General features: G+C 25.2%; 27 protein-coding genes, 1 tRNA gene, 6 pseudogenes and 1 riboswitch. Of the genes and pseudogenes, 16 read left to right on the top strand and 18 right to left on the bottom strand.

Annotation, left to right across the window (positions count from 1 at the left end; genetic code table 4):
- Positions 1–97: 97 nt before the first annotated feature.
- On the bottom strand, positions 98–889 hold the full coding sequence (locus I5Q57_RS00890; protein WP_215826379.1) for a UPF0236 family transposase-like protein: 792 nt from the start codon (positions 887–889) through the stop codon (positions 98–100).
- A 60-nt stretch (positions 890–949) separates the two neighbouring features.
- Positions 950–1,480 (bottom strand): UPF0236 family transposase-like protein, encoded by a 531-nt coding sequence (locus I5Q57_RS00895; RefSeq protein ID WP_215826380.1) that lies wholly within the window; start codon positions 1,478–1,480, stop codon positions 950–952.
- A gap of 241 nt (positions 1,481–1,721) precedes the next feature.
- Here I5Q57_RS00895 and I5Q57_RS00900 point away from each other — a divergent pair, with 241 nt between their 5' ends.
- On the top strand, positions 1,722–1,958 hold the full coding sequence (locus I5Q57_RS00900; RefSeq protein WP_215826381.1) for a hypothetical protein: 237 nt from the start codon (positions 1,722–1,724) through the stop codon (positions 1,956–1,958).
- A 114-nt stretch (positions 1,959–2,072) separates the two neighbouring features.
- Positions 2,073–2,861, top strand: coding sequence for a hypothetical protein (locus I5Q57_RS00905; RefSeq protein WP_215826382.1), 789 nt, complete (start codon positions 2,073–2,075; stop codon positions 2,859–2,861).
- A gap of 907 nt (positions 2,862–3,768) precedes the next feature.
- On the opposite strand, the gene I5Q57_RS00910 is transcribed toward I5Q57_RS00905, so the two are convergent.
- Both I5Q57_RS00910 and I5Q57_RS00915 read right to left on the bottom strand, forming a co-directional pair.
- Positions 3,769–4,149, bottom strand: coding sequence for a hypothetical protein (locus tag I5Q57_RS00910; protein ID WP_215826383.1), 381 nt, complete (start codon positions 4,147–4,149; stop codon positions 3,769–3,771).
- A 186-nt stretch (positions 4,150–4,335) separates the two neighbouring features.
- Entirely contained in the window at positions 4,336–5,244 is a 909-nt protein-coding gene (locus I5Q57_RS00915; protein WP_215826384.1) for a hypothetical protein, read from the bottom strand.
- Positions 5,245–5,742: 498 nt separating this feature from the next.
- On the opposite strand from I5Q57_RS00915, the gene I5Q57_RS00920 reads away from it, so the two are divergent.
- The 5 genes from I5Q57_RS00920 to lon all read left to right on the top strand — a co-directional run bounded on the left by I5Q57_RS00920 (position 5,743) and on the right by lon (position 11,291).
- Entirely contained in the window at positions 5,743–6,273 is a 531-nt protein-coding gene (locus I5Q57_RS00920; protein WP_215826385.1) for a transposase, read from the top strand.
- A gap of 318 nt (positions 6,274–6,591) precedes the next feature.
- Positions 6,592–6,668, top strand: a tRNA-Arg gene (locus tag I5Q57_RS00925).
- A 31-nt stretch (positions 6,669–6,699) separates the two neighbouring features.
- The gene (locus I5Q57_RS00930; RefSeq protein WP_215826386.1) at positions 6,700–7,452 is read left to right on the top strand and encodes a DUF3196 family protein; all 753 of its coding nucleotides are present in this window, start codon (positions 6,700–6,702) and stop codon (positions 7,450–7,452) included.
- A gap of 90 nt (positions 7,453–7,542) precedes the next feature.
- Positions 7,543–8,823: a trigger factor gene (gene tig, locus I5Q57_RS00935; RefSeq protein ID WP_215826387.1), complete on the top strand. Its 1,281-nt coding sequence runs from the start codon at positions 7,543–7,545 to the stop codon at positions 8,821–8,823.
- An 80-nt stretch (positions 8,824–8,903) separates the two neighbouring features.
- Positions 8,904–11,291, top strand: coding sequence for an endopeptidase La (lon, locus tag I5Q57_RS00940; protein WP_215826388.1), 2,388 nt, complete (start codon positions 8,904–8,906; stop codon positions 11,289–11,291).
- 133 nt (positions 11,292–11,424) lie between these two features.
- Positions 11,425–11,614: riboswitch (cobalamin riboswitch) on the top strand.
- 231 nt (positions 11,615–11,845) lie between these two features.
- Here the strand turns inward: lon and I5Q57_RS00945 are convergent.
- On the bottom strand, positions 11,846–12,028 hold the full coding sequence (locus I5Q57_RS00945; RefSeq protein WP_215826389.1) for a hypothetical protein: 183 nt from the start codon (positions 12,026–12,028) through the stop codon (positions 11,846–11,848).
- Between the two features lie 173 nt (positions 12,029–12,201).
- Positions 12,202–13,158, bottom strand: a complete 957-nt coding sequence (locus tag I5Q57_RS00950; protein WP_215826390.1) for an Mbov_0401 family ICE element transposase-like protein — start codon at positions 13,156–13,158, stop codon at positions 12,202–12,204.
- A gap of 191 nt (positions 13,159–13,349) precedes the next feature.
- Here I5Q57_RS00950 and I5Q57_RS00955 point away from each other — a divergent pair, with 191 nt between their 5' ends.
- From I5Q57_RS00955 to I5Q57_RS00980, 6 genes and pseudogenes are all read left to right on the top strand, one after another.
- Positions 13,350–13,883 (top strand): ribosome-inactivating family protein, encoded by a 534-nt coding sequence (locus I5Q57_RS00955; protein WP_215826391.1) that lies wholly within the window; start codon positions 13,350–13,352, stop codon positions 13,881–13,883.
- Between the two features lie 493 nt (positions 13,884–14,376).
- A complete protein-coding gene (locus I5Q57_RS00960; protein WP_256444920.1) occupies positions 14,377–15,159 on the top strand; it encodes a ribosome-inactivating family protein in 783 nt (260 codons plus the stop codon).
- Positions 15,140–15,265 (top strand): ankyrin repeat domain-containing protein, encoded by a 126-nt coding sequence (locus I5Q57_RS09810; protein ID WP_215826392.1) that lies wholly within the window; start codon positions 15,140–15,142, stop codon positions 15,263–15,265. The genes I5Q57_RS00960 and I5Q57_RS09810 overlap by 20 nt, the downstream gene beginning before the upstream one ends.
- A gap of 2 nt (positions 15,266–15,267) precedes the next feature.
- Positions 15,268–15,501: pseudogene (locus I5Q57_RS00970) on the top strand (ankyrin repeat domain-containing protein); the annotation flags it as partial.
- 144 nt (positions 15,502–15,645) lie between these two features.
- The gene (locus tag I5Q57_RS00975) at positions 15,646–16,797 is read left to right on the top strand and encodes an OTU domain-containing protein (protein ID WP_215826394.1); all 1,152 of its coding nucleotides are present in this window, start codon (positions 15,646–15,648) and stop codon (positions 16,795–16,797) included.
- A 59-nt stretch (positions 16,798–16,856) separates the two neighbouring features.
- The gene (locus I5Q57_RS00980) at positions 16,857–17,243 is read left to right on the top strand and encodes a hypothetical protein (RefSeq protein ID WP_215826395.1); all 387 of its coding nucleotides are present in this window, start codon (positions 16,857–16,859) and stop codon (positions 17,241–17,243) included.
- Positions 17,244–17,448: 205 nt separating this feature from the next.
- On the opposite strand, the gene I5Q57_RS00985 is transcribed toward I5Q57_RS00980, so the two are convergent.
- The 10 genes and pseudogenes from I5Q57_RS00985 to I5Q57_RS01025 all read right to left on the bottom strand — a co-directional run bounded on the left by I5Q57_RS00985 (position 17,449) and on the right by I5Q57_RS01025 (position 22,547).
- Positions 17,449–17,622, bottom strand: a complete 174-nt coding sequence (locus I5Q57_RS00985) for a hypothetical protein (protein ID WP_215826396.1) — start codon at positions 17,620–17,622, stop codon at positions 17,449–17,451.
- Positions 17,623–17,784: 162 nt separating this feature from the next.
- Positions 17,785–17,958: a hypothetical protein gene (locus I5Q57_RS00990; protein ID WP_215826397.1), complete on the bottom strand. Its 174-nt coding sequence runs from the start codon at positions 17,956–17,958 to the stop codon at positions 17,785–17,787.
- Between the two features lie 183 nt (positions 17,959–18,141).
- Entirely contained in the window at positions 18,142–18,798 is a 657-nt protein-coding gene (locus I5Q57_RS00995) for a transposase (protein WP_215826398.1), read from the bottom strand.
- A gap of 102 nt (positions 18,799–18,900) precedes the next feature.
- A pseudogene (locus tag I5Q57_RS09990) lies at positions 18,901–18,984 on the bottom strand (hypothetical protein); the annotation flags it as partial.
- Between the two features lie 189 nt (positions 18,985–19,173).
- Positions 19,174–19,401: an IS3 family transposase gene (locus tag I5Q57_RS01005; RefSeq protein WP_215826399.1), complete on the bottom strand. Its 228-nt coding sequence runs from the start codon at positions 19,399–19,401 to the stop codon at positions 19,174–19,176.
- 41 nt (positions 19,402–19,442) lie between these two features.
- Positions 19,443–19,715: a helix-turn-helix domain-containing protein gene (locus I5Q57_RS01010; RefSeq protein WP_215826400.1), complete on the bottom strand. Its 273-nt coding sequence runs from the start codon at positions 19,713–19,715 to the stop codon at positions 19,443–19,445.
- Positions 19,716–19,876: 161 nt separating this feature from the next.
- On the bottom strand, positions 19,877–20,434 hold the full coding sequence (locus I5Q57_RS09255; RefSeq protein ID WP_246534704.1) for a topoisomerase DNA-binding C4 zinc finger domain-containing protein: 558 nt from the start codon (positions 20,432–20,434) through the stop codon (positions 19,877–19,879).
- Positions 20,379–21,452: pseudogene (locus I5Q57_RS09260) on the bottom strand (DNA topoisomerase). Before I5Q57_RS09260 ends, I5Q57_RS09255 begins: the two are co-directional and overlap by 56 nt.
- 81 nt (positions 21,453–21,533) lie before the next feature.
- Positions 21,534–21,842 (bottom strand): toprim domain-containing protein, encoded by a 309-nt coding sequence (locus tag I5Q57_RS09265; protein ID WP_246534705.1) that lies wholly within the window; start codon positions 21,840–21,842, stop codon positions 21,534–21,536.
- Positions 21,843–21,931: 89 nt separating this feature from the next.
- Positions 21,932–22,547, bottom strand: a pseudogene (locus I5Q57_RS01025) (DNA-processing protein DprA).
- Positions 22,548–22,693: 146 nt separating this feature from the next.
- Here I5Q57_RS01025 and I5Q57_RS09995 point away from each other — a divergent pair.
- The 3 genes and pseudogenes from I5Q57_RS09995 to I5Q57_RS01035 all read left to right on the top strand — a co-directional run.
- A pseudogene (locus tag I5Q57_RS09995) lies at positions 22,694–22,759 on the top strand (hypothetical protein); the annotation flags it as partial.
- Positions 22,760–22,852: 93 nt separating this feature from the next.
- Positions 22,853–23,122, top strand: a complete 270-nt coding sequence (locus I5Q57_RS01030) for a hypothetical protein (protein ID WP_215826402.1) — start codon at positions 22,853–22,855, stop codon at positions 23,120–23,122.
- Positions 23,123–23,365 (top strand): hypothetical protein, encoded by a 243-nt coding sequence (locus tag I5Q57_RS01035; protein ID WP_215826403.1) that lies wholly within the window; start codon positions 23,123–23,125, stop codon positions 23,363–23,365.
- 229 nt (positions 23,366–23,594) lie between these two features.
- Here I5Q57_RS01035 and I5Q57_RS01040 read toward each other — a convergent pair whose 3' ends face one another.
- Together I5Q57_RS01040 and I5Q57_RS01045 are read right to left on the bottom strand one after the other, a co-directional pair.
- Entirely contained in the window at positions 23,595–24,188 is a 594-nt protein-coding gene (locus I5Q57_RS01040) for a hypothetical protein (protein ID WP_215826404.1), read from the bottom strand.
- Positions 24,173–24,571: pseudogene (locus I5Q57_RS01045) on the bottom strand (IS3 family transposase); the annotation flags it as partial. The gene I5Q57_RS01040 and the pseudogene I5Q57_RS01045, both read right to left, overlap by 16 nt.
- Positions 24,572–24,580 lie beyond the last annotated feature (9 nt).

Genomic DNA, 24,580 nt, shown 5'->3' on the forward strand with positions numbered 1-24,580 from the left:
TTGTTGTCATTTTTATTCATTACCATTTTATCATATTATTGAATTTTTACACAATAAAAATTATTAATTATTATTAAATTTTCACTAATATTTTTACTTACTTAAATCTATTATATTTATTTGTTACAGCATTACCTTTATAATTAATTCAACTATCATCATTTTTATTATTATATTTATTTCATAATGAATTTTTATATATTTCTTTTCTGATTTCTATTTCTGAATTAATATTTTCATTAATGTAATGTAATACATTTAATTTGTTTAAATTTGCCATTCTTAAATGTAATAAGTTATTTAAATTCTTATGATTATATATTTTCGCCCCATATCCTAATTGTTGTTTTACCAAATGTGACACATCACTTTCAATGCTACAACCAATATTTCATTCTAAATTTTGATTATGAATACCTTGCTTATTATTACTGAAATAATTACTAGCCTTTCTTAAATTTGTTTTAATATCTTTATTTAATTCATTTTTCGCAACATTACGAATGTTTTTGATTAATTCTTGAGGATTTCCATCCTTATATAATTTAATTCAAATATTTATTGCTACTTTGCGATTTTCAAAAATAATATTAAATGCGGTTTGTTTTAATTTTTTAATAGCGTGATAACCATCTAAAATATATCTAACATTACCGAAACTATTGGCAATTTCTCTAATTCAAGTAACCCCGTCGCCACAAACAATTATTTTGTCATAATTAACATTCACATAATGTTTTTGTAATTCTCTAATTAATAAATCACGATAATCCGTCGTATTTATTCGTTTACCAACTTTTAACATTAGAAAATGACCTCGTTTATTTTCTAATTCTCTACGAGCATTTTTATAATTTTTTTCTTTATTTCCGGTATGAAAAGTAACCAAACGAATTCTCTGGTCTTGTTTAACTTTCTGATCTAATGTCGCTAAAAATGTCTCATCTAGTTAAATATATAAATCCTTATTTTTAACATCAATTCTAGTTTTAGTTTCTTTTTCTGCTAGTTGAAAATATTCAGCAATATCGTATTTATTTAAAATATTTGAAATACTACCTTTTGAAATATAACAATGATTTAGAGCATCTAAAACATCACGATAGCGTTTACCATCACCCAAAAGACTTAAAACTTTAAATTGAACATCAAAATAAATGCGTTGTTTAGGTAATAAACCAATTTCTTTATCTAATAAACATACATATTCAAATTTACCTGATTTTTGATTTCAATATTTATATTGGCGTCGTTTAAAAGTAACATCACCAAAAATTGTAATAATTGTTCTTGATGCAAAATGAACTACTTTATAACCTTGTTTTAAGCGATAATGATATTTATATAAGTATTCATCTAATTTTTCATATTCATTAGCTAATTGTTCACATTTGTTGGTGTACATATTTTTATGGGTTATAAATAAACTGAATCAATGCTTGTTTTCTAAGGTTTTTACATTATTATTAATTTCTAACATAAAAAATAACCTTTCTTGGTAGAGTAATTTTAACAAAGTTAAATTTAGTTAACTTATTTTTCTTTTTTAAAGATAAATGTTTTTCTAGAATTAGTATTCAATATTCTGAAAAAATGATAAAAATTCTTATTTGATGATTTATAATCAATTTGTAATAATTAGACTCTAAAAATTTAAGGAAGGGTGTTTATTGTTCAACAAATTTATTAATTAGTAAAAATTCATAAAAAGGATTTAATAAATGAAAAAATTACTTAGTTTATTAAGTACAATAACAACAGCAAGTAGTGGAGTAGCGGTTTTTGTTGCCAATAGTCCTTATCCAACAAAAGAACAACAAATTAAATTAGAAAAAATAAATTATAAAAGACAAAAACGAAGCAATGATGAAAATAATAAAATAAATAGAACAAAAATTATTATTAAAACAAATGGAATAATTTATTCTTCAGGTCTTTTTTTTAATGATAAACTTTAATTTGGTTCAGAAGATTATAATGTTTATGAATACAACCCAGCGACAGGCCAACAAAAAACTGTTATTAAAACAAATGTTTGAATTGAATCTTCTGGAGTTGTTTTAAATAATAAATTGTATTTTGGTTCAGATGATAATAATGTTTATGAATATAATCCGGTAACAGGAAAACAAAAAATTGTTATGACAACAAATGCGCGAACCGCTTCTTCGGGGGCTATTTTAAATAATAAATTATATATTGGTTCATCAGATAAAAATGTTTATGAATACAGTAATTATGATTTAAATTCTAATTTAGGAAAAATTAGTAATAATTTTGATAATATAATTTTAAGTGAATTAAATTATTTAAATCCTGATTTAGATATTTCACAATTAGAAATTATTAGCAAAACAAATAATTTAGCTATAGTAAAGATAAAAGATAATTTAAATAATGATAATAATATAAAAATACATTATTCAATTGATAATCAACAAAATAAAATTATTAATTTAAATGAATTTCTTAAAAAAGCATTATTTTTTAAATTTCAAGATGAAAATCCAAATTTAAAATTTAAAGAAATAAAATATATTGATACTAATAATTTAAATTTTTCAAATACTGAAATAACAAAACAAGAAAATTCATTTTTATGATCTAATGTTCCTAAAAATGTATGTTCTGATAGAGAAATCATAAATAAAACTCCAAATACAAGATCATTTAATGTATCTGCTTGTGAATATAATTCAAAATCAAAATTAGTATTTCAAATTACAACAGGATTAACTAAAACAAAACAAGAAAATAAATTAAATGGTTGAAACATAAATTCTGATGATGAAATGAAATTAACAGATTTTACAAATATAAATAATAAAAATTCTGAAATCATTAATACATTATCAAATTAATTTGATTTATCAAACACAAATAAACAAGAACAAGAAATAATTTTAAGTATTTTTAAGGAACACGCTGATAAATTTGAACTTAATCCCAATGAAAAATTAAAAATTACTTATCCAGCAAGAATAATTACATCTAAAGTTATATTAAATTTAAAACAAAAAATTACAGGAAATATTACTGCCAAAATAATTGATGATAACAATAAAGAACAAATAGTTATATTATCAATTACAGAAGTAATGCAAATTTTACAAAAATATAGTTTATTATCCAATGAAATTATTATAGATAAAAACAATGATAACATAACATTTAATGGGAAAGCATTTTTTCATCAGAAAGAGAAGGGCCAGTAAGAACAAATACAGTTACTACTATAGTATAAGGTTTTATAAAAACGATATTAGCTATTTAAAATAATAACTTTAATTGGAACAAGTACAACTATTTTAGTTGCTTGTGAAAATAAAAATTAAGGAAGTGTAATATAAATAAATTTTAGAAGCAACAATTTAATATTGTTGCTTTTTTATTTTGTTAAAATAGAAAGGAGAAAAAATGAAAAGTTGCTTAGTTGTTCAAAGGTGTTGTTATCGTAAAAAGCCATCTTTCTTTGGGTAGTTACAGTTTTTAAAATATGCTATTTAGCATTTCAAAATATGGTTAAGAAATGAACGATGCCAATTCAAAATTGTGGTAGTGCGATTTCACATTAATTTTTTTTAGGGGGGCCACAGAGTGAATTTAAGTTAATTACTTGGAGACACAGTTAATTGTACTACAGTCCCATTATTTTTTTAATTCGGCTTTAAATTCTAGTTTTTTTCACCAGTTTCATATTACGCCGGCAAAAGTATCTTTTTAATATTCAAATTTTATTTTAATCTTTTTTATTTTGATATTTTGTTTTTATTCTTTTCCAACTTCTGTTCATTTTGTATTTATTTGTAATTCGTTAAGTTTTTTAATAATATTAATTTGATTTTGATTAATATAACTTTGAATTCGTCCTTTATTGTCTCATAACTCTTCTACAGGATTTATTGGGTTTATTCCTGATTGCTTCTCTATATCATTTAATGAAAATTGCACTTCGGTTTTTCACGCTGGTGCAGGCTTATAAGGGGTTTCATTTTTTCATATTGTAAATTCCGCTTCTGTTAAGTTAATTTCAGATACTTGATTACTTTTTTTTAATTTAGGTATTATTATTTCATTTGTTTTTTTGGAACATCCAACTATTGGCAATATTGTTAATTCTCAAAGAGCAATTATATTTAAAATTTTCATTATTTTAATTCCCTTATTACTTTATTTTTCAATATATATTATATATATAATACACGAAAATCCTTAAAATCATTAGAAAGATGGCAAAACCAATTAAAAATTGAAAAGTATAGTAAAAGGCCGGTACTGTTTTAAAAACCGGAAAAATCGCAGTTGAAAAATTAACTGTTGCTTTTGCAATAATTGCTAATGGTCGTAAAATCGTAATGATTTGTGATGCCGTCAGCAGTTTAACATTTTGATACTAGCATTCTGAATGGCACAACCAATATCGTTAAAAGTAGGTATTCATCGTCCAGAATATTTGCAATTTGCTGGCGGAATTAAATCATCTCATTCTGAATTGGCGGAACCATCAGGGGTAAAGGTCGTGGAATTTAATACATTAAAGTCATAGATTTTAAAATTGTAGTTAGAGTTGTTTCCTTTATGATAAAGCGGAAATGTTAAGGCAAAAATGTTACTACCATAACGAATATCAATGTCCATATTAAGGTAATTGATGCTGTTAGCAGTCTTGCTGGTTGGCAAGGTAATCAGTTTATTATCATAGGATTTTAAAACATTAAAATCAATTTGGTAGATACTATTGTTGTTGTTAATGGCATTATAATTTTCTTGGTGCGTTTTTTTATCAAAAGTAAAAAAATGACTTCTTAGTAATAATTCTGAATTACCAGTAACATTAATTAAGTATTTTTTTGGATAAAAAGTAATTACCAAGCGATAAAAGAAACCAATTTGAATAAAATAATCTTTGTTATAGTTGTCTACTCCTTTAAAATAGTTATAATTTATATCTTTTTTGTTGTTTTCTTTTTCGGCAATGAAGAAGCTTAATAATTCTTGTCCCTTAATTAATTTGGTTTCATTTTCTTTTTGATTAATTGAAATTACTTGATATTTATTATCTTTTATTTTTCCAATGCAAATTGAATTTTCATATTTTCCTTTATAAACAAATCGCCTTGGAAACCAAATACCGATTTGTTTATTAAATCACGGAATTTTTGGCGCTTTAATAAGCATTGCGTTTTGTGTTTCTTTTAAAAGATATTTCTTAGTATTTAAGAAAATGTTTTCAATGTTTTTCATAGTAAGTTACCTTTCTTATAGATAAACTAAGTTATATTAACTAAGTTAGTTAACTTAGTTTTTTAAACACTTATATATCGCAGATTTAAGTGTTTAATAAGCTTTGTTATTAAATTTTGTTTTTTAATTAGATAAATATTTGAATAATTTTAAACTTAAAATACCCCTATATAGGAATTTCTACACTTTAATATCCGCGCCCTACCCTTGGAACTAATTTAATAGCGTGTATATTTTTAGGAAATCCACCCATTCATTTTTTTATTGCAAAATGAAACAAATTGCTATAGCTAATAGGGCATTATCTATCAACTGGTAAACTTCTTTTGGTTATGGCGACCACCCACAATTTATCGTGCTTTAATACATACCAACATTATTAATTCACTTGTATTTAATTTTCAAAGAACAAAATTTTAACACCTCATAAAATAAAAAGACAATCATTGCTGACTGCCTTAATACTTATTCAAATCTTTACCTACCTAACAAAAATTTATGCGTCCTTTAAAATTATCTGGTAAAATCCAAATCGATGAAACATTTATTAAAGAAATTCATAAAGGAAATTTCAAACATAAAACTGATCCACGAAGAATTCACCTTGATCCATTCGCAACTAATACTAAATGCTGTATTCAAATGGCAGTTGATAATAATAACAATATTTATGTTAAATCCACAAACACCAAACGTTTACAAAAACAATGAGTTATTGAAAATATGAACAAAGAATTAATTAACCAAAATTCAATTATTACTTCTGATATGCAAAAATTATATTTTTTAGTAGCAAAACAAAAAAATTCTACTTTATGTGTAACTAAAACAACAATTAATCCTGAAGCTAGTTATCGTAACTTAAATAAAATCAGTAAATTACAATCTAGTCTTAAAGAAGCCTTAATTCATTATCATGTTTTAGGTTTTACTAATATTAAAAATTATTTAAATCTCTGAAAATGAAAATACCAACATAAGGGTTTAACTCCAAACCAACAAACAGCGGTATTATATTTTAATGTATAAAAAATTAAAGTAAAAATAGTAATTTTACATAAAAGCCTTTTAAAATTATCAAGTTGATGATTTTTTTTATTTTATCAAGAGTTTTCGACAAAATTAAAACTTTTTTTGCTGTTTAAAAATACTTTTTAGGTTATAATTATTTTGTGAAAAGAAAAGTCTGATGAGTTCCGTACTCATAGTTGCAATTAATTCTTATATTTAAGAATTAATTTTCAAAACATAATCTAATAACCCCAATAAACTTTACTCCATCTTTTATTTAAAATAATTGCAGTTTAAAGCTAATAATGTTATTATTTTTTATGTAGTATAAAATGTGCCCATGTAGCTCAGTTGGATAGAGCATGCGCCTTCTAAGCGCAGGGTCAAGAGTTCAAGTCTCTTCATGGGCGCCATTTAAAATAAAAATGTTGGTGAATAAGTTTAATGAATAATAAATATTATACTTTTTTTATTAAAAAAATTGAACAGTTAATTGCTAATGAAAACTATGAACAAGCGAAAGTTAAGTTAAAATTTGAATTAGATTTACCTTATATACCAAAAAAATATGAACAACAAATTATTAAACTTTATGATGAAATTCAACAGTTAACAAAAGAAAAACCAAATATTAAGCAATGAGATTTAGAGACAATTAAAGAAATTATTAATAATCCGTTTGATGAAGAAATTCATTTAGTAGCGTTTAATTTTTTAGAAGAGCAAAATGCTAGAAAAATATTATCAACATTACGAGATTATCTAAAAAATTCATTGTTTAGAAATGAAAATAAAACGCATTTGTTAATAGTTTTAAAAAGACAAGATATTGATGAGGTGTTTATTGTTCAAAAAACACATGGTCAGTATTTTGTTAATCCGATATTGATTTCTGAATTTCATCTTGATGAATGTACTAAAAAAGTTAAAACTATTTTAAGTAATTTTGTTTATAATGATAATCCTAGTTTAGAACAGGTTTGTTGATACTTATGAGAAAATTATTGATATAGTCAATATCCTAATTTGCCATTAATGGCGGATCTTCCTGCGGTAGTTAGTGCTATTTTTTATAAAGCACAAATTATGCAAGGTGATGATGAATGTAAGCTAAAACAGATTTGTCAAAATTTAAAAACTGATGTTGTTCTTACTGAAAGATTTTTATTACAAATTGAGAAAGAACAAATTTTTTAAGATTTATTATTGGATATTTGTTAAAGTTTAATTGCATTTAGTAATTAATCAAGGGTATAATTAAATCATTGAAATATAGGAGGATATTTGATGAAATTTACAAGTAAAAAAAATATTGAAGAAAATAAAGGAAAGTATATTATTGAATTTGAAAAAGAAGAATGAGAAGATACTATTGAAAAGGTAACAAATAAGTTGAAAGGCCGTTTACAAATACCAGGTTTTCGTAAAGGCAAAGCGCCAGAAGCGATGGTACAAAAATATTTAAGTGAAGCACAAATTTTGAATGAAGCTCATGATATTGCAGCTGATAAAGCGTGAAAATTTGCTTTATTAAAAGATGATCCATTGAAACCTTTTAATCAGCCAAGTTGAAATATTGATGTTTTGTCAATGGAAAAATATACTATTTCTTTTGAATTTGATTTAAAGCCGGAAGTTAAAGTTGAAAAATATACAAATATAAAAATTGAGAAAATGGCAAATATTGTTAATAATGAGGATATTAATCAGGCACTTAGTCAGTTACAAGAAAAATCAGTTATTTTAGAAATTAAAGAAGATAAGATTACTAATGGTGATGTTGTTATTTTTGATTTTGAAGGGTTTAAAGATGGTAAGTCTTTTGCTGGTGGAAAAGCAGAAAATTTTAGTTTAGAAATTGGTTCAAAAAAGTTTATTCCTGGTTTTGAAGAACAAATGATTGGATTGATGGCTGGTGAAGAAAAGGATTTACTTGTATCGTTTCCTAAAGATTATTTACAACCAGATTTAGCAGGGAAAGAAGTAACTTTTAAAGTTAAGATTAAAGAAATTAAAAATAAGATTGTTCCAGAAATTAATGATGAGTTAGCAAAAGATGCTAATATTGATGGTATTGAAGATTTAGCACAATTAAAAAATTTTATTAAAGAAAATTTGATCAGGAAAAATGAAGAAGAAATTAAAGATGAGTTTATTAATAATTTATTATTAGAAATTTCTAAAACAGCAACGATTCATATTCCTCAATCAATTATTGATAAAGAAGTATTAAATCTTCAAGGTGAATTTGAGCAGAAGTTAAAAGAACAAAATATTGATTTAAAAGAATATTTGAAGTTAACTAAATTAACTGAATTAGATATTAAAAAGGAGTTACGCGGCGACGCTAAAACAAAAATTAGTAATTATTTAATTTTACAAGAAATTATGAAGCAAGAAAAAATTCAAGTTAGTAACGATGAGGTAGAACAAGAAATTATTGAGTTTGCTAAGTTTTATAAGATGACACCAGAAGAAGCTAAAGAAAAAATTATGGATACTAGTATTGTTGAAGAAGGTTTAAAACATCGTAGGTTATTAAATTTTCTTTATGAGAATAATGGATAAAATAGATTTAGCACTTTAATATTGCAAGTGCTAAATTTTTATTATATAATTAAGTAAATCTGTTTTATGGAGGTATCATAATGATAGATAAAGAACAAATAAAGTCTTTGGAAAATATTCCTGTTTTGGTTACACGAGGTAGTTATATTTATCCCGGATTTGAGCAGGTTTTAGAAATTGGTCGTAATAAATCATTAAAGACTATTGAAGTGGCTAAGGGTAATTTTAATAATCAAGTTATTTTAGTGTCACAAAAAAAACCTTTAGATGATGAACCAACAATTGATGAAATATTTGATGTTGGAGTTATTGCTAAGTTAAAAATAAAAAAAGTTTGAGAAGAAGGTTCGTTTACGGTTAATTTTAAGTCACTCAATCGGGTTAAATTGCTGAATTTAAAAGATAATGGCGCTTATTATGAAAGTGATATTGAGGTTTTAGAATCAAATCATGAAGGTAGTGTTGAAGAATTAGTCCAAAAAATTACTAATAATTTAACAGGATTATTGGAAATGCAAGAAGGTCTTCCTGAAGATATCTTACAAGAGATTAAGGTAAATATTAATAGTAGTCCTGGAGAAGTAATTGATACATTAGCACAGTTTTTACCTTTTTTACCGTTAAATAAAAAACAAGCTATTTTAGAAGAGTTAAATGTTGAGCAACGCTTGAATCTTTTAGTTGATAATGTTAATAGTCACAAGCAAACTGGTGAAATTGATCAAAATATTTCTGAAAGAATTAAAGTTAGAATTGATGAACAGCAAAAGAAATTTTATTTACGAGAAAAACTTGAAGCAATTAAAGAAGAATTAGGTGAAATTGATGACGATAGTAACGAGATGAAGAAATATTTAGATCGTCTTCAAAAAGAACCATTTCCTGAGAATATTAAAGTTCGTGTTAAGGAAGAAATTAATCGTTATGAAATGATGCCGCAAGCATCAAGTGAAGCTAATATTATTAGAACATACATTGATTGGGTAATGGCAATTCCTTGACATGAAGAAAAGGAAGAAATTGAGGATTTACCATTTGCTTTACAAACTTTAGATAAATATCATTATGGTTTGGAAAAAGTTAAAGAACGAATTATTGAACATTTAGCTGTTAAACAAATGACTAAATCATTAAAAGGACAAATTATTTGTTTAGTAGGTCCTCCCGGAGTAGGAAAAACATCACTTGCTAAGTCAATTGCTGAAGCAACAGGAAGAAATTTTGTGAAGTTATCATTAGGTGGTGTTCGTGATGAATCAGAAATTCGTGGTCATCGAAAAACATATATTGGTTCAATGCCAGGAAGAATAATCCAATCAATGAAACGAGCTAAAAGTATTAATCCTTTATTTTTGCTTGATGAGATTGATAAGATGGCTAATGATTATCGCGGTGACCCCGCTAGTGCAATGTTGGAAGTATTAGACCCAGAACAAAATTTTGAGTTTTCTGATCATTACTTAGAAGAAAATTATGATTTATCAAAAGTAATGTTTATTGCTACGGCTAATTATATGGAAGATATTCCCGAACCATTATTAGACCGAATGGAACTTATTCAATTATCATCTTACACAGAAATTGAAAAAATGGAAATTGCTAAAAATCATTTAATTGCTAAAGTATTGCAAGGTAATGGTTTAAATCAGCAGTTATTAAAATTTGAAGATGGTGCAATTAAAAAAATTATTAAATATTATACTCGTGAAGCTGGTGTACGACAGTTAGAGCGATGTTTGCATCAAATTGCGAGAAAGTTTATTGTTCGTTATTTAGCTAAACATTTAAGTGATGAATTAGTGAATATTGAAAAGGTTAAACAATATCTAGGTAAACATAAGTTTGAATATACTGAAAAAGAAGGAACAGCCCAAATTGGTGTTGCTACTGGTTTAGCATATACTGCTTTTGGTGGCGATATTCTCTCAATGGAAGTAAATTTCTTTTCAGGTAAAGGACAGTTGGTTTTAACAGGAACTTTAGGTGACGTTATGAAGGAATCAGCAAATATTGCTTTGGATTATTTAAAAGCTAATAGTAAGAAGTTTAATATTGATTCCAAGTTTTTTAGTAATAATGATATTCATATTCATGTTCCTGAAGGGGCAGTACCTAAAGACGGACCTTCAGCGGGGATTACAATAACAACAGCAATAATTTCTGCTTTAACTAAAAGACCTGTATCTAGTGATGTTGGAATGACCGGGGAAATAACTTTACGAGGGAATGTTTTACCAATTGGTGGTTTAAAAGAAAAATCAATTTCTGCTCATCGCAGTGGGATTAGTACAATTTTAATACCTGATAAAAATATGAAAGATTTAGATGATATTCCTAACGAGGTGTTAAATGAATTAAAAATTATTCCGATTAAACATTATGAAGAAGTATATGACTTTATTTTTAATTCTAATTCAACAATAACATCCACTGATGTTATTACTGATGCTGTAGCAGTTGCTGCTTAATTACGAAGATAATTAATACTATGAAGAAATTCTTTATAGTATTTTTTATATTCTGATTATTTTATTTTTAAAAAATATTTTAAAAATAAATGTGAGTTAGTTATTTTTATTGTAAGGTTATTTTATAAATAAATAAAAATATTTTTTATAAGGTTAATTGCATTTAATGTAATTATTAAAAGGGAATTTAGTGTGATTCTAAAACTGTACCAGCAACTGTAATATTGACATTAATTATATAAGTAATTGAAAAGTTATTTTTGAGAAGGCATAATTAGTGGTTGAAATTAAGTCAGGAGACCTACCTTAGAAAAAATTATTTAATTCTCCTGGGGGTGTGTGTTATTAAAAAATGATTTTAATTGGTCGCGTTTAGTTTTCTTAGGTATTGCTTTGAAGAAGCAAAACAATCAACTAATTATATTATTTAATTACTAAACTAACCATACCTTTCTTGTTATTTTCATTTTTATTCATTACCATTTTATCATATTATTGAATTTTTAAACAATAAAAAATTATTAATTTTATTAAATTTTAACTAATATTTTTACTTACTTAAATCTATTATATTTATTTGTTACAGCATTACCTTTATAATTAATTCAACTATCATCATTTTTATTATTATATTTATTTCATAATGAATTTTTATATATTTCTTTTCTGATTTCTATTTCTGAATTAATATTTTCATTAATATAATGTAATACATTTAATTTGTTTAAATTTGCCATTCTTAAATGTAATAGATTATTTAAATTCTTATGATTATATATTTTCGCTCCATATCCTAATTGTTGTTTTACCAAATGTGATACATCACTTTCAATGCTACAACCGATATTTCACTCTAAATTTTGATGATGAATACCTTGCTTATTATTACTGAAATAATTACTCGCTTCCCTTAAATTTGTTTCTTATATAATTTAATTCAACTATTTAGTGTTACTTTACGATTTTCAAAAATAATATTAAATGCAGTTTGTTTTAATTTTTTAATATCATGATAACCATCTAAAATATATCTAACATTACCAAAACTATTGGAAATTTCTCTAATTCAAGTAGCGCCTTCGCCGCAAACAATTATTCTGTCATAATTAATATTCACATAATGTTTTTGTAATTCCTTAATTAATAAATCATGATAATCCGTTGTATTTATTCGTTTACCAACTTTTAACATTAGAAAACGACCTCGTTTGTTTTCTAATTCTCTACGGGCATTTTTGTATTTTTTTTCTTTATGTCCGGTATGAAAAGTAACTAAACGAATTCTTTGGTCTTGTTTAACTTTCTGATCTAATGTCGATAAAAATGTCTCATCTAGTTGAATATATAAATCCTTATTTTTGACATCAATTCTAGTTTTAGTTTCTTTTTCTGCTAGTTGGAAATATTCAGCAATATCATATTTATTTAAAATATTTGAAATACTAGCTTTTGAAATATAACAATGATTTAGAACATCTACAACATCACGATAGCGTTTACCATCGCCCAAAAGACTTAAAACTTTAAATTGGACATCAAAATAAATGCGTTGTTTGGATAATAGACCAATTTCTTTATCTACCAAACATACGTATTCAAATTTACCTGATTTTTGATTTCAATATTTATATCGGCGTCGTTTAAAAGTAACTTCACCAAAAATTGTAATAATTGTTCTTGAAGAAAAATGAACTACTTTATAACTTTGTTTTAAACGATAATGATATAAATATAGGTATTCATCTAATTTTTCATATTTATTAGCTAATTGTTTGCATTTATTGGTGTACATGTTTTTATGGGTTGCAAATAAGCTGAATCAATGCTTGTTTTCTAAGTTTTTTACATTATTATTAATTTTTAACATAATAAATTACCTTTCTTGATAGCAACTTTAACAAATTTTAGTATTCAATAAACTGAAAAAATGATAAAAATTCTTATTGATGATTTATAATTAATTTATATTAATTAAATTTTATAAATTTAAGGGTGGCACGGATCGTTACTATAAAAATTTATTAGTTAGCAAAAATTCAATAAAAGAATTTAGTTAGTATGAAAAAACTTTTAGAATTACTAGGAATAATTTTGATAACCAGCAATGCAGCAGGACCATCAGCCACCAATAAGCCTAATAACAATAAAGATAAAATTAAAAACAGTCTAGAAACATTAACGCGCCAAAAAAGACAAGCACCACCAGCTCAAACTGATATTATTGAAAAAGAAATTACTTTAGATAAAAATTATTCTGAAAATATTCAAAAAATGTTAAAAGACTTTATGAAAAATAACCAAATTGATCCGTTAAGAATAATAAATAACGAAGAAATTGTTACGACAGATAAATTTGAAACACTAGCAAAAATAAAAGAACGCGGCGCTAATATTAAAATTATAGAAAAATTAGATGAAATTCTACAATTAAGAGAATTTGGTGCAAATAAAATAAGAATCTTAATCTTAAAAAATAGTGATAAAAGCAAGGAGATAAAACTAGTAATTAATTTAGATAATTTTTACCTACAAGGATTTATCAATAATCAAAATCATTATTTTTACTTTAAAGAAGAAAAAAGTCTTAATTAATGATAAAAGGAAAAACAGAAATTTGAAAAGCAATTAGATGAATGAGAAAAAATAGAGGATGGTGTTAAATCATTAGATTTAGAAAAAATTAAAAATAATAAAGATATAATCAAAGAAATTGATAAACGTAAAAAACAACTAAAAAGTGAATTGAGTAAAAATTATGAAGAAAATAAAAAAACTATAAGTCTTATAAATGATAATAAGTTTGATGAAATTGCCAATAGTTGTAAAGATGATGAGATAAAACAAAAAATATTAAAATATGTGACATTGTGTAATAATAATTATCAGAAAATTCAAGAAATAAAAAAAGAAACTATAAGTTTTTTAAAAAAAGTATGAATTTTATAGAGAGCTATGAATGAGATAGTATATTTAATGAAATAAATTCAATTATTCAAAGTAATATTCATACAATTCAACATAAAAAAATCAAATAAAATAAAATAAATGAAGAAATAATAAAAAATATTCAATAAATAAAAATCAATTAAATTATAATGGGTCATATCAAAATAAAGGCCTAAATGCCGTGAATCAAAATATTAATATTAATAAAGAAAATTTAAATAAAATAATTGCAAATTTATCAAATTATACTCATGATTCAACAAGAACAGAAGAAGAAATTCAAACAATAAAAGATAAGTTAGCGCGATTAATTTTTATCATTAGCAAAGCAATGCGTTTTGGTCCTTATCTTAAATGTTTTAATTATGAAAAAAATGGTCAAAAAGTTGAATTTAAAAATATTCCAACAAATGTTCAAAAAATATTTGATGGTAAAATTAATTCACTTAAGTGAAAAGATTATGAACCACAATTAATAGGTGGTTGAATAGCGGCTAGTAAAAATTTAGAACAAAAAAGAAAAGAAATTTTTAAAAAATTAAATGAACGAATTATTGTTTCAAATTTTTTAAGTGAAAATTATAAAGAACTAAACGAAATTTTTGAAGCATCATTGAAAACAAATCAAAATTGAGAAACAAAGGTTAAACCTAAAATTGAGATTATAATTGAAAATTATAAAAATAAAGAATATATAAATGTAATTTTACAATTTCTTGAAAATTTATTCGAAGCAAGTAAAGATGAAATTAAATTTCTAAAAACAGGATATAAAAACATATTAAAATTTATAAATACAGATCATAATTATAATTTAATAAGGTCAGTAATTTCAGAAGGCAATTTAGACTTACTTGAATTAATAATTACAAAAAAATCAGAACTTATTAATGTAAATAATAATGAATGGTGCTGAGGTTAATACACAAGATATTGGACACGCTATTCCTTCTCCTTTACATCGTGCCGCACATGACGGTCACTTAGAAATTGTTAAAGAGTTGCTTGCTCATGGTGTGCTGATGTAGACGCAGAAAATATGGATAAAAACACCCCTTTACATTATGCGGCACAAAATGGTTGTACAGAAATTGTAAAATTATTACTTGCTCATGATGCTGATGTTAATGCTAAAAATAACAATAATGACACAGCTTTAAATATTGCAGAAAAAACAAATAATACAGAAGTGGAATATTTTTTAAGAAAATTTCAGAATTTAAAGACAAAAATACAATTATGTAATAAATTACTAAAAAATTAACAAAATTTAACACAAGAACAAAAAATAAAAATTAAAAACAATTTAAAAGAAACTCAAAAAGAATTAAAAACATTATTACAGCCAACATATGATGTTCCTAAGTACGATAGTTGTTTGTTTTGATCGGTATCAACATCTTACTTATTGTCGGAGAGAAATAATAATGAAGAATTTGGAAATCGATTTATCCAATTATTTGGTGAAGAAAATTTAAAATATTTATTACATATTCAAAAATTACTACAACAATATGATTTAGAAGATAATAGAGATTTAAATCAATTATGATACAAAGATCAGGCAGCAAATAATTTAGTAAGAGTTGCCTTTCGCAATCGTGTTATCGATTATATCAGAGACAATTTAGATAGACAAAAAAATTTATTATTAGAAAACCAAAATCAAACATTTCGAAATCTTATTAATATTATTGAAAATAATGAAGTTAATATCGATAATTACTTAATAAGAATGAGACAACCTTCAACACGAGGGGGGACACCAGAAATAATAGCAATGAATAATCTTATCAATGATAATATTAGTGTAGATAATGATGGTCCTTATCAACCCGTGCATCAAAATGCAAATAATAATATAGCAGTATCTCATGTTAGTGGTGGAACTCATTATAATTTTGCTTTAACACCAGAAGAAGAACGAACAAATCACCCTATTGCTATTAATGGCAATCAGGGAAATATCCCGGTAGTTGATACAACAAAAAGACCAAATAATTTACCACCAACAACCCCATTACAAAAAGATGAATATCATTTTGTAGATAAAAAAACAGAAGAAAAAAGTTTAAAAAATGATGAAAATTTAGAAATTAACTTAATTAAAAACAATAATAAAATCAAGCAAAATGTACCTGTAGTAAATAAACCAATAAACAAAAATATTATCAATGCACAAATAACAGCTACCAAGGCAATAAATAAATACAACGCTCTTTCAAAAGAAGAAAAATTAAAAAAATTAAATGAAATTAATCGTTATTATCAAACATTATCTGAAAATGATAAAAAAACTTTTAAAGAAAAATTAACAAATACTGGATTAGCAGCTTTAAGTGGAGGGGCATTAACAGCTTATGGAACCAAAATGACTATTAGCGGCCCTGCTGCCACTAGTGTCACAAATGCAGAAGCAATGGAAATGACTCCGCTCTTATCAACAAGCGCAAGAGAAAGCTTAGCCGCTGCAGAAACAATTACTGTTGCCGAAACAGCAGCAGTTGAAGGCGGGGTTATAGCCGGGGAAGTCGGTAATGCGGTACTGCGACCGCTTTAGCTCCAGAAACTCTAGGGTTATCCTTAGTAATTGGAGGATTAGCAATTGCAGGAACATGAATGTATTTTGCTTTTCATCATCATGCAACATCTGATATTGCGTTGCCAACTTCAATTCATCATAATGTTTATGATAACATTGAAAAATGATATAAATTTCTAGCCCATGATAAATTAAAAATTAAAATTAACAAAAACACATGAAATGAAATCAAACAAAATAAAAATTCACAAGCCAACATTATAAAAATTATTAAAAATAAATTTGTTATAAATGACCATTCTGGTTGAGGCGGAAGTGTCACAAATGAAGATTTCAACACTTTTTTAAAAATAATAGTACTTCATTTCGAAGAAATAAATGGTTATTTTGAAATATTAGATAATGAAAATGATGGTTTTGTCATTATAACCAACACCGAAGGCGATTGACTAGGAATAGAGTAAATTTAATTAAAAGAGAAAAATATTTCTTATATGTGTTATGTAGAATAATCTGAGTTCAAATTTTAATTTAAGGCAGTATTTAAATTTAAATACTGCCTTTTTATTTTGCCAAAATATAAAAAATGAAAAAGTTGTTTAAGAGCATTATCGTCATAGAAAACTATTTTTTGGAAGTAGTAATTTTAACAGTTTTTGAATTTAGTTATTAAGGATTTTCAATTTCAATTTTAAAATTATTTGTACTTCTTAATATGTAATCTATTTTATTATCATCATAAGTAGGACCAATATTTCCTAAACTATCATATTTGAAGTCATCTAAATTTGTACCTTGTGCTTTAATTGTTATTTTTTTATTAATTACTCATGTATTTCGCATGGCGGTTTCTTGGCTGTCTGTATTTATTAGTTGCCTAATTTTATCTTGTTTGCTCTGATTATTTTGTAATTTTTGTGTAAATAAGAAAATAAGGTTTTCTAAATTTCTTAATTCTGGTAATTTTTCATTTAGATTGTTATTATCTATTTTATTTATTTGAACTTATGTAATATTATTTGTTGAATTCGAAATTCAAAACCTCAATTTTTCTAGATTTCTGATTTCAAAATCATGAACTTTATTTTTTTGTTCTACTGATTTATTTTCTTTTTTAGAACAGCCAATTATTGGTAATATTGTTAATGTTGAAAGAGCTATTATATTTAAAATTTTCATTATTTTAACTCCTTTATTACTTTATTTTTTCAATTATATATATATATATATTACACGAAAATCCTTAATATTATTAGAAAAATGTTTTAATTTTGTCGAAAACTATTGATAAAATAAAAAAAATCATCAACTTGATAATTTTAAAAGGCTTTTATGTAAAATTACTATTTTTACTTTAATTTTTTATACATTAAAATATAATACCGCTGTTTGTTGGTTTGGAGTTAAACCCTTATGTTGGTATTTTCATTTTCAGAGATTTAAATAATTTTGAATATTAGTAAAACCTAAACCATGATAATGAATTAAGGTTTCTTTAAGACTAGATTGTAATTTACTGATTTTATTTAAGTTACGATAACTAGCTTCAGGATTAATTGTTGTTTTAGTTAAACATAAAGTAGAATTTTTTTGTTTTGCTACTAAAAAATATAATTTTTGCATATCAGAAGTAATAATTGAATTTTTGTTAATTAATTCTTTGTTCATATTTTCAATAACTCATTGTTTTTGTAAACGTTTGGCGCTTATGGATTTAACATAAATATTGTTATTATTATCAACTGCCATTTGAATACAGCATTTAGTGTTAGTTGCGAATGGGTCAAGGTGAATTCTTCGTGGATCAGTTTTATGTTTGAAATTTCTTTTATGAATTTCTTTAATAAATGTTTCATCGATTTGGATTTTACCAGATAATTTTTTAAATTTTAATTGGGTATTTTCTAATTGTTTTGATTTCATTAATTTTTGACGATTATATCAAGCGGTTTTTAATGTAGTTTTAATAAAACAAGAAATTGTTTTACTAGATTGCCCCAGCAATGAAATTTGAATCAATAAATTTCATTGTTCATAATTTAAATGACTTCAATAAATAAAATGATTACGAAAAGCGTCAAAACTTGCACGGCAATTTTTACATAAATATTTTTGTTTTCCTTCTGAATTATGTCCATTTTTAAAGCAATGGTAAGATTCACATTTAGGGCATTTAATACCTTGTGCTCTAAATTTTTGATCAATTTAATTTAAACGTTTTTGTTTTTTTATTAATTCTGCTTGTTGTTTGACTTTTTCATAAAATTCTAAAAATTGATCATCTGTTAAAGTATTTACTAGTTCTTGAATTATTTTTTCCATAATTATTATCCACCTCTATCATATTAAAAATATACCTAAAATTAAGTATATTCAATAAATATCAAGAGTTTTCTACAAAATTAAAAAATTATTTTTGATCATAAGAAATCTGATTTTTCGACGTGATAAGATAATATCTTTTCTCATTAAAACAGCTTTAATTTTACGAGCACCATAAATTTTACGACTTTTATTAAATGCACTGATAACTTCTTCTTCATAATTATTAACATCATACTTAACACAATTATTAGTTTGATAATAATATGTTGATTTTGCTATTTTTAATATTTGACACATTTTTAGCACGGGATATTTTTCTTTATTATTGTTAATAATTCCTATTTTTTGCCAATTATCAGTGCTGCTTGCTTTAAAATATCATTTTCCATTCGTAATTGTTGGTTTTCTTTTCGCAAGTAAATTAATTCATTTTCTTCGACAGTGCGATTATCTTGCACTTTAAATGACCCAAAATTATTAAAATTTTCAATTCACTGATATACGGCTGATTTTGAAATTCCGTATTCTTTAATAATTTCAACAATGCTTTTTCCGTTTTGATAAAGCATGACAATTTTTTTTAAATTCATTTGAATATGAGTTTTCCCCATTTTTATCTTCCTACTTTCTTAATAATTTTATTTTATTTGAAAGTCCACATAAATATGGTCCAACTTATTGTAACCTATCCAATCCAATCCATTAAAAATATACCTAAAATTAAGTATATTCAATAAATATCAAGAGTTTTCTGCAAAATTAAAAAAATTACTTATTCTAATGTTGTTTTTTCTGTTTCATCTTTGGACTGTTCATAAGATTCGACAAAATCACATTCAGGATAATTCCTACAAGCAATAAATTTTTGATTACGACGATTAACTTTAATAACTTTTTCACCTTCAATACATTGTGGACAAAATCCTAAATTAAATGGATTTAATGATGAAATATAACGACATTTCGGAAATGTTGAACAACCAATAAATTTACCATACTTTCCAAAACGATAAACTAAATCATTATCACACCTTGGACATTTAGTACCCATCTTTTCAATCGCGACTTCCACCATTTTTTCAAAAGCTTCTTCAACACGAGGTTCAAATTTTTCTCAAAAAGAACCAAATAACTCTTGATAATCTTTTTCACCGTGACTAATTAAATCTAATTGTGACTCTACTTGTGAAGTATATGATTCACTAATAATATCTTGAAAAAACTCTTGCAGTTTATCACTAGTTAAAATTCCCTTTTCACTAGCTTTTAAAGCCTTATTCTCAAATAAAACATATCCCTCATTCGCGCAAAGTTCTCATAATTGGAGCATAAGTACTAGGTCGCCCTACTCCTAATTCTTCCAATGTTTTAATTAATCGTGCCTCACTATATCGTGTTTTTGGTTTGGTTCAATGTTGCAATGCCTTAATATCTTTAATATTTACCACATCACCAATTTTTCAAGCTGGTAATTTAATACTAATATTATCTTCTTCATCAATTTGATAATATTTTAAAAATCCTAAAAATAAAATTGTTTGTCCTGTCAACCGAAATTCATAATCATTATTATCCAAAATACTAGTTTTTCCCGTAATTTTTGCTGGAGCCATTAATGATGCCATCGCCCGATTGTAAATTAGTTTATAAAGTCGTAATTGATCTTTACCTAAATAATTTTTTGCCTTCTCAGGAGTCATTAAAATATCTGTTGGCCGAATTGATTCATGCGCATCTTGAACATTGTTTTTCTTTTTAGTAATTTTTACTTGTCCTAAATAATCTTTACCTAATGATTCCGTAATAAAAGCAAAAGTATCACTAACAAATTTATCACTTAAACGAATTGAATCAGTTCTTGGATAAGTAATAAATCCTGTTAACAATCCATCAATATCAATTCCTTCATATAATTGTTGTGCTAATAAAGATGTTTTATTATCAGCAAAATTTAATCGTGATGACCCGCCCTATAACATTGTTGAAGTAGTATAAGGATTATTCGCTTGTCTAATTCGAGGTTTTTCTTGAATATCAATAACTTTATATTTACTACTTAAATTTTTAATAATATTTTGAGAATCTGCTTCAGTTTTAATCTCAATATTTTTATTTAAATATTTTGTTAATTTTAAAATATGTTGCTTTCAATAAGCTTCAATTGTTCAATATTGTTCGGGAATAAAAATTTGATGTTCTTTTTCTCGCAACACAAGAAGTTTTAAAGCTACTGACTGAACTCTTCCTGCTGATTTTGAACGAATTTTATTTTGCAATAACTTAATTAACCGAAAACCAATCATCCGATCAATCATTCTTCTTGCTTCTTGTGAATGAACTAAATTCATATCTAACTCTCTTGGTACTTTAAATGCTTCAATAACAATATCTTTAGTAATTTCATTAAAACTCACCCGAACGGATTTACTTTAAATTTTTAAAACTTCATTTAAATGATATGAAATTACTTCTCCTTCACGATCGGGATCAGTTGCCAGAAAAATTTTATCGGCATCTTTTACTCAACCTTGTAATTTCTTAACAAGTGGCTTTTTCTTACTTTCAATTCGAAAATATGGAGTAAATGTTTGTAAGTCAATCCCTAAATAATATTTACCTTTATTCGCTAAATTGGTAATATGTCCCTCGGAAGAAACAACAGTATAATCATCTCCGAGATACTTTTGTACCGCTTTAGTTTTCGTTGGCGACTCCATAATAACAACATTTTTACTCATAACACTTTACTCCTTAAAAGAATCTTTTGATTCTCAATATTTTTATAAATACGGCAATATTTTAGTACATTTTAAAGACTTTATCAAGTTTATAAAATATCATCAATAGTTTGCACTAATTTAGCACTATTTTTAATAAGATTATTAGTAGCAAAGTTCTCATAAATTTGATTAGGAACTGCAAAAACATCTTTATTTTCATTAAAAGCAGTATCTACTAATGAGTGAACAATTTTTTTCATCAGCAAACGGTAATACCAATAATGCTTTTGATAATCCTAATAAGATTTTTTGAACATTACTATCAATTGGACTAATATTTTCTCTTGTCATATGAAGCGGATATTCACTAATTACTAAATGATATCTTTTAAGATACAAAAGCAATTCTTGTTGGTTTGCATCATAATTATTACTATCATTAATAATAAACACACTATTTCCAGAAATACTATTTTCTTTAATTAATTGATGAACTAATATTTCAACCCCAGCATTAAATGAAGTCATTAAAATTTTTTGATGATTAACTAATTGCTGAACCATATCGTTAGCAACTTTTTTAATATAAACATTAGGATAATGTGAACCTGTAATAGCAATAATTTTTTGAGAATATTTTTTTAATTTTGTCGAAAACTCTTGATATTTATTGAATATACTTAATTTTAGGTATATTTTTAATATGATAGAGGTGGATAATAATTATGGGAAAAATAATTCAATAACTAGTAAATAGTTTAACAGATGATCAATTTTTAGAATTTTATGAAAAAGTCAAACAACAAGCAGAATTAATAAAAAAACAAAAACGTTTAAATGAAATTGATCAAAAATTTAAAGCACAAGGTATTAAATGACCTAAACGGGAATCTTGCCATTGCGTTAAAAATGGACATAATTCAGAAGGAAAACAAAAATATTTATGTAAAAATTGCCGTGCAAGTTTTGACGCTTTTCGTAATCATTTTATTTATTGAAGTCATTTAAATTATGAACAATGAAATTTATTGATTCAAATTTCATTGCTGGGGCAATCTAGTAAAACAATTTCTCGTTTTATTAAAAATACATTAAAAACTGCTTGATATAATCGTCAAAAATTAATGAAATCAAAACAATTAGAAAATACCCAATTAAAATTTAAAAAATTATCTGGTAAAATTCAAATCGATGAAACATTTATTAAAGAAATTCATAAAGGAAATTTCAAACATAAAACTGATCCACGAAGAATTCGCCTTGACCCATTCGCAACTAATACTAAATGCTGTATTTAAATGGCTGTTGATAACAACAACAGTATTTATGTTAAATCCACAAACACCAAACGTTTACAAAAACAATGAGTTATTGAAAATATGAACAAAGAATTAATTAACCAAAATTCAATTATTACTTCTGATATGCAAAAATTATATTTTTTAGTAGCAAAACAAACAAATTCTACTTTATGTGTAACTAAAACAACAATTAATCCTGAAGCTAGTTATCGTAACTTAAATAAAATCAGTAAATTATAATCTAGCCTTAAAGAAGCCTTAATTCATTATCATGGTTTAGGTTTTACTAATATTCAAAATTATTTAAATCTCTGAAAATGAAAATACCAACATAAGGGTTTAACTCGAAACCAACAAACAGCGGTATTATATTTTAATGTATAAAAAATTAAAGTAAAAATAGTAATTTTACATAAAAGCCTTTTAAAATTATCAAGTTGATGATTTTTTTTATTTTATCAAGATTTTTCTACAAAATTAAAAGAAAAATGGCAAAACCGATTAAAAATTGAAAGGTATAATAAAAAGCTGGTACCGTTTTAAAAACTGGAAAAATGGCGGTTGAAAAGTTAACTGTTGCTTTTGCAATAATTGCTAACGGGCGTAAAATTGTAATGATTTGTGACGCTGTCAGCATTCAGTTTAGCATTTTAATACCAGCATTTTGAATGGCACAACCAATATCATTAAATGTTGGTATTCATCGTCCGGAATATTTGCAATTTGGTGGCGGAATTAGGTCATCCAATTCTGAATTGGCGGAACCATCAGGGATAAATGCCGTTGAATTAAGCACATTAAAGTCATAAATTTTAAAATTATATTTAGAAGTATTATCTTTGTGATAAAGTGGAAAAGTTAAGGTAAAAATATTAATACCGTAACGAATATCAATATCGGTATTGAGATAATTAATACTGTTAACAGTTTTGTTGGTTGATAAGGCGATGAGTTTATTATCATAAGATTTAAGGACATTAAAATCAATTTGATAGATACAGTTATTATCTTTAATAGCTGGTATGGCAACCCTTTTTTGGACACTTTTTATGTAGACTGTCATTTTCTAAATTCAACAGGCGTTAAATAATTTAAACTGCCATGTATTCTAAGATTATTGTATCAATTAACAAAATCAAATAATTTGCATTTTAATTGTGTTAAATTTTCAAATTTTTTACCCTTGATAAATTCCGTTTTAAAAGTTTTGTAAGTTGTTTCAGCCACAGCATTGTCATAAGGACAACCCTTCGCACTCAATGATCTTTTAATATTAAAGGTTATTAAAATTTCATCAATGATTTTATTTTTGAACTCATTACGACGATCAGTATGAAATAAAGTTATTTTATTTAATGGTCGTGTTATTTTATGAAAAGCTTGTTGAACTAGTTTAGCGGTTTTGTTTGGTCTGGCGCTATAGCCAATTATTTCTCGATGAAACATGGTATGGCA

Source organism: Spiroplasma endosymbiont of 'Nebria riversi', assembly GCF_018831625.1.
GTDB lineage: Bacteria > Bacillota_I > Bacilli_A > Mycoplasmatales > Nriv7 > Nriv7.